The organism is Vibrio sp. 1069 (assembly GCF_033340555.1).
This window is the reverse complement of the sequence record NZ_JAWOWP010000012.1, coordinates 132572-142007: the sequence shown is the minus strand read 5'-3', so window position 1 is coordinate 142007 and position 9436 is coordinate 132572. Positions and strand designations below refer to the sequence as shown.

Here is a 9436-nt window from a genome sequence, read left to right as displayed (position 1 = left end):
AACCAGATAATCCGATGAGATGCCGGTCTGTCTCACTCTCATGCAAAGGTAAGATCAACCATTTAATCCGCTTACCCTAAAGAAAGTAACGAAAAAATTAGTTCTATTCATGTAGCTTGGCCAAAAATGACAGTTAAATTCATTTTAATGATTTTGATAGAAAATACAGCAAGATGAAGAGCCCCTTCGAGAGGGGCTGGTTGATGGGAGCCTAGTTGGCTAGTTGGCGGGGTTATCTGTTTCCTCTTCAGTGATATCGTCATCGGTTGAAGGCACCGCTTGCTCAACTTCTGCTTCTTTACCCTTAGCTTGGGCTGATTTTCGTGCTCGAATTTCGATATCAATAATGCGTCGTGCAAGTTTGATAATGCGCTGTTGCCATGCGTAGTTGCCATCAACGCGTTGCTTGTTGCTAAGCACGCTAGACAACCAGAGAGTGTCCATTGAGATCATTAACGCATCGAGTTTGCGCACTAAGCCGACAAACTGGCCAACCTGAGGCGAGCTTATTTTGGCGTTGAAGGTAATCGGGTCGGTGTAGTCAGGTACTTCATCGATACCGTTGGACTCCATCAATTTGTCTAAACGAGCTTGTTCGTTGTCTACCGCCTTAGCGCAATCCTCGATCAACTGGCTAATGATCTGTTCCACTTCATCAATTTCGTTCTCATCGCCGATGATGCGCAGGATGACATCGATTCCGTAAAGCGCACTGACCGTCCGTCTAAAAACACGGTCAACGACACGTTGCGCCTGTAAGCTATTAATTGTGAATGATTGTTCAAAGATGGGTTTTGAGTAATTGGGTCTTGCTTGGGCCATAAGTTTGCTCCTGATATGACAATAATCAGTCCCTAGCCTAATCCTCTGTGCGGTAATGGCCTTTCAGCTAGGTGGAAGAATTGAGCATCTTTCTAACTATCCTGTCTGGATAAGACGGTTACACTGACTATCAAATATTGCTGATCTGTTTCAGTGATATCTGCGCCTGAGAGCATGAGCTCAAAGGAAGCCCGCCGCTGAGTTTTCTCAGTGGTACTAAGAGGTAGCTAGCCTCCTTAAACAAATAGCCTGCATGTTTTTACATGCGCAACCATGCGTTCCTTACGGTTCGCCTTTTCACCACCCAACTGGGGGAGTTTTCCCCAGTTGGGGTGACTCCTTCACAACCAAATTAAGGAGTCACCAATGGAATATATCTTCGGATTTATTATCCAAATCGCAGGCATTATGTTGCTTGCAAAACTGAGCTGGTCGCTTTTGCGATTACTTGCTCGTCAAACCGTGCGCCCGTTTCGATTTGTACTTACTCAAATCAAGCGATTGCTCACACCAACATCAAAACGTCGTCCAATGGCAGTGCCTAAAGCTCCTGGTATGCCCCGTTTGACATCTGCGTTTTACAAAGAGCCACATCAGTACGACATGGCTTTACTCGAAATACCAACCTATCTGCGTCGTCAGTCTTCTTTGCCCAGTCGGGTAGAAGCAACTGTGTGCACAGAGTTCAACTAAGACGAGGAGAACATCATGAAAAACCAAGTAACACTCATAGGCTACGTTGGCTCTGAGCCAGAGACGCGAGCCTATCCATCAGGTGATTTAGTGACCAGCATTTCACTGGCCACTTCTGAGAAATGGCGCGACCGTCAATCCAATGAGCTCAAAGAGCATACGGAATGGCATCGGGTCGTTTTTCGAGATCGTGGTGGATTTAAGTTAGGGCTAAGAGCAAAAGATTTGATCCAAAAAGGAGCGAAGCTTTTTGTTCAAGGGCCTCAGCGCACGCGCTCATGGGAGAAAGATGGCATTAAGCATCGATTGACCGAAGTGGACGCGGATGAGTTTCTGCTTCTTGATAGTGTGAACAAAGCATCTGAGCCATCACCGGCGGATGATGCGAGCTCCCAAGCTAATTGGGCACAAACTTATCCTGAACCAGATTTTTAACCGAGCGATAACGCTTTAACCCAGCCGGGAGTACTTTCCCGTCAGGGGCAGACTCCCACTTTGATTGTCGGAGTCCATAATGGAAAAACCAAAGCTAATCCAACGCTTTGCTGAGCGCTTTAGTGTCGATCCAAACAAGTTGTTCGATACCCTAAAAGCAACAGCATTCAAGCAACGTGACGGTAGTGCACCGACCAATGAGCAGATGATGGCGCTCTTGGTGGTTGCAGATCAGTACGGTTTGAACCCTTTCACCAAAGAGATTTTTGCGTTCCCTGATAAACAAGCTGGGATTATCCCAGTGGTAGGTGTCGATGGATGGTCTCGCATCATCAATCAACACGACCAGTTTGATGGCATGGAGTTCAAGACTTCAGAAAACAAAGTCTCACTGGATGGCGCGAAAGAATGCCCTGAATGGATGGAATGCATCATCTATCGGCGCGACCGTTCGCACCCAGTCAAAATCACTGAGTATCTGGATGAAGTCTATCGACCGCCTTTTGAAGGTAATGGCAAAAATGGCCCTTACCGTGTAGATGGTCCATGGCAGACGCACACTAAGCGAATGCTAAGACATAAATCCATGATCCAGTGTTCCCGCATTGCGTTTGGCTTTGTGGGAATTTTCGATCAAGACGAAGCGGAGCGAATTATCGAAGGCCAAGCAACACACGTTGTTGAGCCATCTGTGATTCCACCCGAGCAAGTTGATGATCGAACCCGAGGGCTTGTTTACAAGCTTATCGAGCGGGCGGAAGCTTCAAACGCTTGGAATAGTGCATTGGAATATGCCAATGAACATTTTCAAGGTGTTGAGCTGACGTTTGCGAAGCAAGAAATCTTTAATGCTCAGCAACAAGCAGCCAAAGCGCTCACACAGCCTTTAGCTTCTTAGCGCCACGCATTCATTTTACTAACCCTGGCGGGATTATTCTCCCGTCAGGGGGAAGGTCTCGTCTTTTTTTTGGAGATCTTCCATGACTAAATCAGCCTCACTTTTTCGCTTGGTATTGGTTGTTGCCCTTGTCTTAGGTTCGATTCAAGCCGGTAAAGCGGCAATTGATTCGGTTCAAGCAAGTGTTGTTCAGCACCAAACAGCGTTAGCACAAGCTGCAAAGTAACCACTTAACCCTGAAGGGGAGTTCTCTCCTTCAGGGGAGTCTCCCCTCAAAGGAGGCAATATGAAGGTTATCGACCTATCACAACGTACTCCTGCATGGCACCAGTGGCGCATTGCAGGGGTTACGGCATCTGAAGCCCCAATTATTATGGGGCGTTCACCCTACAAAACACCTTGGCGATTATGGGCAGAAAAAACCGGATTCGTATTACCGGAAGACCTGTCTAATAATCCCAATGTGCTTCGCGGTATACGGTTGGAGCCTCAAGCAAGGCGAGCATTTGAGAATGCGCATAATGACTTTCTTCTGCCGTTATGTGCAGAAGCCGATCATAACGCAATCTTTCGAGCCAGCTTTGATGGCGTCAACGATGCGGGCGAACCCGTTGAACTGAAATGTCCTTGCCAGTCAGTTTTTGAGGATGTGCAAGCTCACAGAGAACAAAGTGAGGCGTACCAGTTGTATTGGGTGCAAGTTCAGCATCAAATACTGGTCGCCAATAGCACGCGTGGTTGGTTGGTTTTCTATTTTGAGGACCAACTGATTGAGTTTGAAATACAACGAGACGCGGCGTTCTTAACTGAGTTGCAAGAAACAGCGCTTCAGTTTTGGGAGTTAGTACAGACCAAAAAAGAACCGTCAAAATGCCCAGAGCAAGATTGTTTTGTTCCCAAGGGTGAAGCTCAATACCGCTGGACATCGTTGTCTCGCCAGTATTGCTCAGCACATGCCGAAGTGGTCCGACTGGAAAATCACATTAAATCTTTGAAAGAAGAAATGCGAGACGCTCAGTCGAAATTGGTCGCTATGATGGGTAACTACGCTCATGCCGATTATGCTGGGGTCAAACTCAGCCGCTACATGATGGCGGGTACGGTGGACTATAAGCAATTGGCCACCGATAAGTTAGGCGAGCTGGATGAACAGGTTTTAGCCGCTTACCGAAAAGCGCCACAAGAGCGGTTGCGCATTAGCACCAATAAGCCAGAGCAGCCCGTTGAAACACCAATCAAAATCAGTCTTGAGCAAGATAACTTGGTTCTGCCAGGTGACTCGCCGAGCTCATTTTACTTTTAACGTTCACTTGGAGCCGATTTCGGCTCCTTTCTCATGCGCTTACATCGAGTGCATCAGAAAGCAGTTTCACTCGTAGCCAATGCTGGGTACGAATGATAGAGCGAGCTGAACTCTTACATACACAGCCATACCACAATCAACACACCACCCGACGGGGACTTCATTCCCTGTTGGGGCATGGGGCCTCGTTAAAACTAATGAGGTTTACCATGACAGAACAATCCCCATTTTTGGTTCAAGTGAATCAAGCGTTTAATGTCCCGGCTCCTGATGCTTTCGTTCTGGAAGGATATGGTGCCGACACTACCCATCCAAACATTCCCGTTCGCAAGGACGAGTATGTTTTTAGAAAAGAAGACTTACGTGACGTATTGGCGTTCTTGTCTCACCCAGACGGTGACGGTTTGTATATTACAGGCCCCACGGGATGCGGTAAGACCTCGCTAATTTGCCAAGTTGCTTCTCGATTGAATTGGCCTGTTCAGCAAATTACTGCGCACGGTCGATTGGAGTTGTCCGATCTTATCGGTCACCACACACTGGTTAATGGCAACATGACCTTTGTGTATGGGCCGCTGGCACTGGCTGTCAAGCATGGCCATTTGCTGATCATTAATGAAATGGATCTTGCTGAGCCTGCTGAACTGGCTGGGCTCAATGACATTTTGGAAGGTGCCCCGTTGGTCATCGCACAAAATGGCGGTGAGATCATCATGCCACATGCCAAGTTTCGTTTTATCGCTACCGGCAACAGTGCGGGCAGCGGTGACCAAACGGGCTTGTATCAAGGTGTGCTCCAACAGAATTTGGCTTTTCTTGATCGCTTTAGAATCATCGAAGCGACCTATGCAGAGCCTTCTGTAGAGGAAGCCATTCTGGAGAACGTTGCGCCGGGCTTGCCAGAAGTCTTTCGCCAGAAAATGGTGAAAGTGGCTGGTGACATTCGTCGTCTCTTTATTGGGGGCGCGGATGGCGGTGCTGAGCTTAGTATCACCATGTCCACTAGGACCTTGGTGCGCTGGGCAAAGTTAACACTTGCTTTCAAAGGTGCTCCTAACGCAGTGGAGTATGCACTGGTTCGGTCTTTGACGGCTCGTGCTGAGTTGGAGCAACGTGAAGCTATTCACCGTATTGCCGCTGATGTCTTCGGTGACCACTGGGAGGATTGATGATGGAAAAGTGCTTTGCTCTTTACCGTTACAGTCATTCTGATGGGACAGCCAAAGAATGGGCCATTTACGTTGGATCAGACACCCAGGAGATTGAAGTTCGGTTTGGAAAAGCTGGTCAAATGTCGCAGCAGCGATTGATTGACTCGACTGATCCTAACGCTGAAGCAGACCGACGAATCAATGAGAAAATCAACAAGGGTTATCGATTTGTTGGACAAGTCGGCATTGATCATCAAGGGCGGCCATTTGAACTCTCAAATGCGCTAGATAGCGTCGCGTGCGCCAATAACGTCAGTTGGGAGTTTCGTACTCGCAAGGACGTCAATGGCCAAATCTCGCTGGCTCAAAAAGCGTTGTTCGATATGGCAAAGCTGCTTGAAGCCTATGGCTTGGCTGTTATTGATGATAACCAGGTCAGGATTGGAAAATGGTCATTAGGGTTTTGCAAAAGCGGATTACCTAGTACCAATCAAATCAGCATGGTGTCAGGTGAAGGCGCTGGCATTGTTAACACTGATGATGGCCCGTGGCCATTGTTGCTGTTACTGGCCTTTAAGCGTCAATTACCACCATTGTGTTCGCTCACAGTAGCGAGTCCTGAAGGGATAGAAGTATCCGACCAACTGAAGTTGGAAAAAGATGTATTGCGGTTGCTAGGCAGTGATTTAGAGCGGGTTCGCCCGATTGCTGAAGCACTGGACTTAATGCCTGCGAAAATCGATCTCAACCAATCGTCGCCTGATTCGCAAAATTACTATTTCTGATAGTGGTATTGCCATTAGCGCGTCAACTACTACCACCCAAACGGGGGCCATTGCTCCTGTTTGGAGTGGTGCGTCCCCATCTCGCATGAGGATGCACTATGAGTATTCAAACCCTCGACAAACTTTTGATTTGTCACATCGACTGTTCCATCTGGAGCGGTAGAAAAAAACTAAGGCCTGAAGATTTCAGATTAGCCAATGGCAGCCAACTTCCACCGAAGGATGTTGCCAGCTTAGGGAGTAAAAAAATTTGCGACCCAGAGGCATTGGCGAACTTTGAACGGCTTAAAAAAGAAGCGCAGCGCTTGTGTGAGCAAGTCGGTGTGCGGTTTTTAGGTGGCTATGCCGTCCCTGAAGACCGAATTGATCAGATTGTTCCAGAGCTTGACCGGATCGGTCAGGAGTTTGCGCAGTGTAAGCAGTTGTTCTTGGACAACTATGATCAGGTGACGTTTGACTGGGTTGCGAAACACCCGGAATTTGCAGATGCAATCCGGCGTGCGCTGTCACCCATCGAAGACGTGGAACAACGGCTTCAGTTCGATTATGCCATCTATCGAATGCAACCGGCTGAACAAGCTGGAGGCTTAGATGACAAGGTCAATGGTATGGGACACACCCTCTTTAGGGAGGTGGCTCGTGATGCCAATGAACTGTTTGAGCGTTCCGTTGCAGGCAAGAATCAAATCAGTCAGCGAGCCCTTAATCCGCTCAAGCGATTAAGAGACAAGTTGGATGGTTTGTCCTTCCTGGATCATCGAGTTCAGCCGATGGTTGAAGCGATGGACAATTTATTTGTTCGTCTGCCGAAGACCGGCCCTGTGACAGACAATCTCTATCACGAACTGATGGCGACCATTTTAATTTTGTCTGATCCAGACAAGATGAGAATGCACGGTGAAGGTCAATTGGATATCAGACAACTGATGCCCAAACCTGAACCTAAACCCGCACAGCCAGTATCTGCTCAGGCAGATAACTTACGTGCAATACCACAACCAACCGTCAGACCAAACCTTGGTTCGACTGTACCAAACTCATTTTATTTCTAACGTCCTTGAGGGCATGTTGCCCTTAAGGGCGCATGTCCTCTGAACTATGTAAGAGGAAATTATGCAATCAACCATCCATAACCCCAGCCAACTGAACCAGTTTGAACCGCATTTTCGTGGTGTGACTGATGCGGTTGAAAGTGAATCGATACCAGAAGTGGCGTGTTGTCGAACGTTAGTACAACGGTCGTACTCAACACATAGTGTCTTGATCCCCAAGAACCCTGTTTTGATCGCAGATGCGGACGCACAAGGAGTTTGGGTAACGGCCATGGTATTTGTTCCAAACATGGCATTGCAGCAAACCGCTTTTGAGCGGGCCTGGCTGCAATATCAGCACGAGGTGTCTACTCAGTTACAAGACCAGTACGGTCTGACATTGGATGACATCCTGAGTTTAGACCAGCTTAAAACGTCATTTGAGCAGCACGAGAGTCCAGCTCAATTGGTGGCTTGGTTAGGTCAAAAATATGACCTGGATAAGCTAAAAGCACAGGTTTAAACACTTACATTCCCAGCGGGGAAACGCTCCCGCTGAGGGAGTATTCCCCCTAATGATTAGGAGACTCCCATGAATCATCCATTAAAAAACGCACTGCCAATCGTTGCCGCCGCTTATGGCGAAAAGTTTGGTGTGAAGGTGCTTATTCAAGGACAAGATGCGTTTACCGATGGTGAGCGGATTGTGATCCCAACAGCAAACCCAGACGACCCACACTATCAACAGATAGCTTGGGGTTATCTGGCTCATGAAGCGGCGCATATTCGGCATACCAATTTTGACATGGTGAAGAAGGCGTCGTCTAAGCCGATCCGTAAGGCACTTCTCAATATTATTGAGGATGTGCGCATTGAAAACGAATTGGCAAAGGATTACCCCGGAACCCGGCGCAGTATTTCGCAAGTGATTGAGTACATGGTGGACACACAGCAAATGTGTGTACCTGAACAGCCTGAGCCTGCATCTAACTTGCAAGCCTGGTTGTTGTTTCGCTTGAGATGCCATTTTCTGGGCCAGAAAGCACTGACGCCTTTGTATCAAGCTGTTGATGAAAGGGTGAGACAACTCTTTCCTGCCGCAGCGATGAGCCGGTTAAGCGCCATGCTGACAGCAGTGCCTAGCCTGGCATCTACAGGTGAAGTGCTGAAACTTGTCGATGCCATCGTTGCCATGTTGGAAGAAGAATCTCGTCCACCACAGGATGAGTCGGATGCTGATAACGGTGATGACATTGGACAAGATGCGAGTAATGACAGCAATAGCAGTAGTGACAGTCAAACCCCGGAAACAGGTTCGTCTGCAACGGGGGATGCTGCTGAAACGGGAGATTCTGATAACTCTGATCAAGCTGACAATTTGCGACAAGCCTTAGAGGCCAGTGCCGCTCAGTTTGAATCCGATACCTTTGCACAAGTGGCAGAAGTGTTGTCGGAACAAGCTGAAGGACATCAGGGTGTCACTCCACTCAGTTTGCCCCAAGCAGAGCAGGCTATGTTGGGTGATGAGGCCATCTTGACCTTATCGGCGTCTGAGTCCGCTCAAATTCGAGCCCGACTTAGGGGCATGGTTCAGTCCAGTCAGGACAATCGGAATCATGCCAAAAGGCACGGTCTTCGAGTTGCAACCCATCGTCTTGCCGCTTCACAAGCCGGTGAGTCGAGATTGTTTATTCAAAGGCAACCTCGCATTGCGCCTAATGCTGCTGTGCACTTGCTGGTCGATATATCGGGTTCAATGGGTAAACCCATTGGCGAAGGTAATCGAAAGTACTTTCATGTTGCCAATGAAGCCGCTTTGGCTTTGGCCATGGCACTGGAAGGCATACCGGGTGTTGTACCTGCGGTCAGTTATTTTCCTGGTATTCATCAGGAAGTTTCTATCGCGTTATTGCCCAAGCAATCGGTTCGACATCGGGCCGCCTGTTTTGACCAAAAACCACGAGGTTGTACGCCTATGGCACAAGCGATGTGGTTTGCGGCAAACAGTTTGTTAGCGCAAAAACAGAAGCGAAAGCTAATGATAGTGCTAACCGATGGTGACCCAGATGATTGGGCTGCCACGCATGACATTGTTGACCGGTGCAGACGCAGTGGCTTTGAGCTGCTGGGGATCGGGATTCAAACACGCAGTGTTGAGAAATTCTTTCCTCAAAGCATCGTGATTAACGACGTCAAAGATCTGAAGCGTGAGTTATTCGAAGTAACACAACAACTGTTAATTCAGTAACCACATCAACTTTACCACCCTGCGGGGACGATTCCGTCCCCTTCAGGGCATGGGTTCGTCTCCGCTTTTT

At 48.2% G+C, this 9436-nt stretch carries 11 protein-coding genes; 10 read left to right on the top strand and 1 reads right to left on the bottom strand.

Going from position 1 to position 9436, the window contains the following annotated elements:
* Positions 1 to 219 precede the first annotated feature (219 nt).
* Positions 220 to 822 carry a hypothetical protein gene (locus tag R7040_RS17605; RefSeq protein ID WP_048608523.1) on the bottom strand — a complete coding sequence of 201 codons (603 nt, stop codon included), beginning with the start codon at positions 820 to 822 and terminating at the stop codon, positions 220 to 222.
* Positions 823 to 1188: 366 nt separating this feature from the next.
* Between R7040_RS17605 and R7040_RS17600 the strand changes: the two genes are divergently transcribed.
* The 10 genes from R7040_RS17600 to R7040_RS17555 all read left to right on the top strand — a co-directional run bounded on the left by R7040_RS17600 (position 1189) and on the right by R7040_RS17555 (position 9366).
* Positions 1189 to 1515 (top strand): hypothetical protein, encoded by a 327-nt coding sequence (locus R7040_RS17600; RefSeq protein ID WP_048608521.1) that lies wholly within the window; start codon positions 1189 to 1191, stop codon positions 1513 to 1515.
* A 15-nt stretch (positions 1516 to 1530) separates the two neighbouring features.
* Positions 1531 to 1950 (top strand): single-stranded DNA-binding protein, encoded by a 420-nt coding sequence (locus R7040_RS17595; protein WP_012368368.1) that lies wholly within the window; start codon positions 1531 to 1533, stop codon positions 1948 to 1950.
* Between the two features lie 79 nt (positions 1951 to 2029).
* Entirely contained in the window at positions 2030 to 2848 is an 819-nt protein-coding gene (gene bet, locus R7040_RS17590) for a phage recombination protein Bet (RefSeq protein ID WP_000414662.1), read from the top strand.
* An 82-nt stretch (positions 2849 to 2930) separates the two neighbouring features.
* Positions 2931 to 3074 (top strand): hypothetical protein, encoded by a 144-nt coding sequence (locus tag R7040_RS17585; RefSeq protein ID WP_015066581.1) that lies wholly within the window; start codon positions 2931 to 2933, stop codon positions 3072 to 3074.
* A 60-nt stretch (positions 3075 to 3134) separates the two neighbouring features.
* Positions 3135 to 4151, top strand: a complete 1017-nt coding sequence (locus R7040_RS17580; protein ID WP_318096915.1) for a lambda-exonuclease family protein — start codon at positions 3135 to 3137, stop codon at positions 4149 to 4151.
* A gap of 209 nt (positions 4152 to 4360) precedes the next feature.
* Positions 4361 to 5320: an AAA family ATPase gene (locus R7040_RS17575; RefSeq protein WP_067206276.1), complete on the top strand. Its 960-nt coding sequence runs from the start codon at positions 4361 to 4363 to the stop codon at positions 5318 to 5320.
* The gene (locus R7040_RS17570) at positions 5320 to 6087 is read left to right on the top strand and encodes a hypothetical protein (RefSeq protein WP_067206273.1); all 768 of its coding nucleotides are present in this window, start codon (positions 5320 to 5322) and stop codon (positions 6085 to 6087) included. The genes R7040_RS17575 and R7040_RS17570 overlap by 1 nt, the downstream gene beginning before the upstream one ends.
* A gap of 98 nt (positions 6088 to 6185) precedes the next feature.
* A complete protein-coding gene (locus tag R7040_RS17565; protein ID WP_000027441.1) occupies positions 6186 to 7139 on the top strand; it encodes a DUF3150 domain-containing protein in 954 nt (317 codons plus the stop codon).
* Between the two features lie 61 nt (positions 7140 to 7200).
* On the top strand, positions 7201 to 7641 hold the full coding sequence (locus tag R7040_RS17560) for a hypothetical protein (protein ID WP_111804987.1): 441 nt from the start codon (positions 7201 to 7203) through the stop codon (positions 7639 to 7641).
* A gap of 69 nt (positions 7642 to 7710) precedes the next feature.
* Entirely contained in the window at positions 7711 to 9366 is a 1656-nt protein-coding gene (locus R7040_RS17555) for a VWA domain-containing protein (RefSeq protein ID WP_067206266.1), read from the top strand.
* Positions 9367 to 9436: the final 70 nt, after the last annotated feature.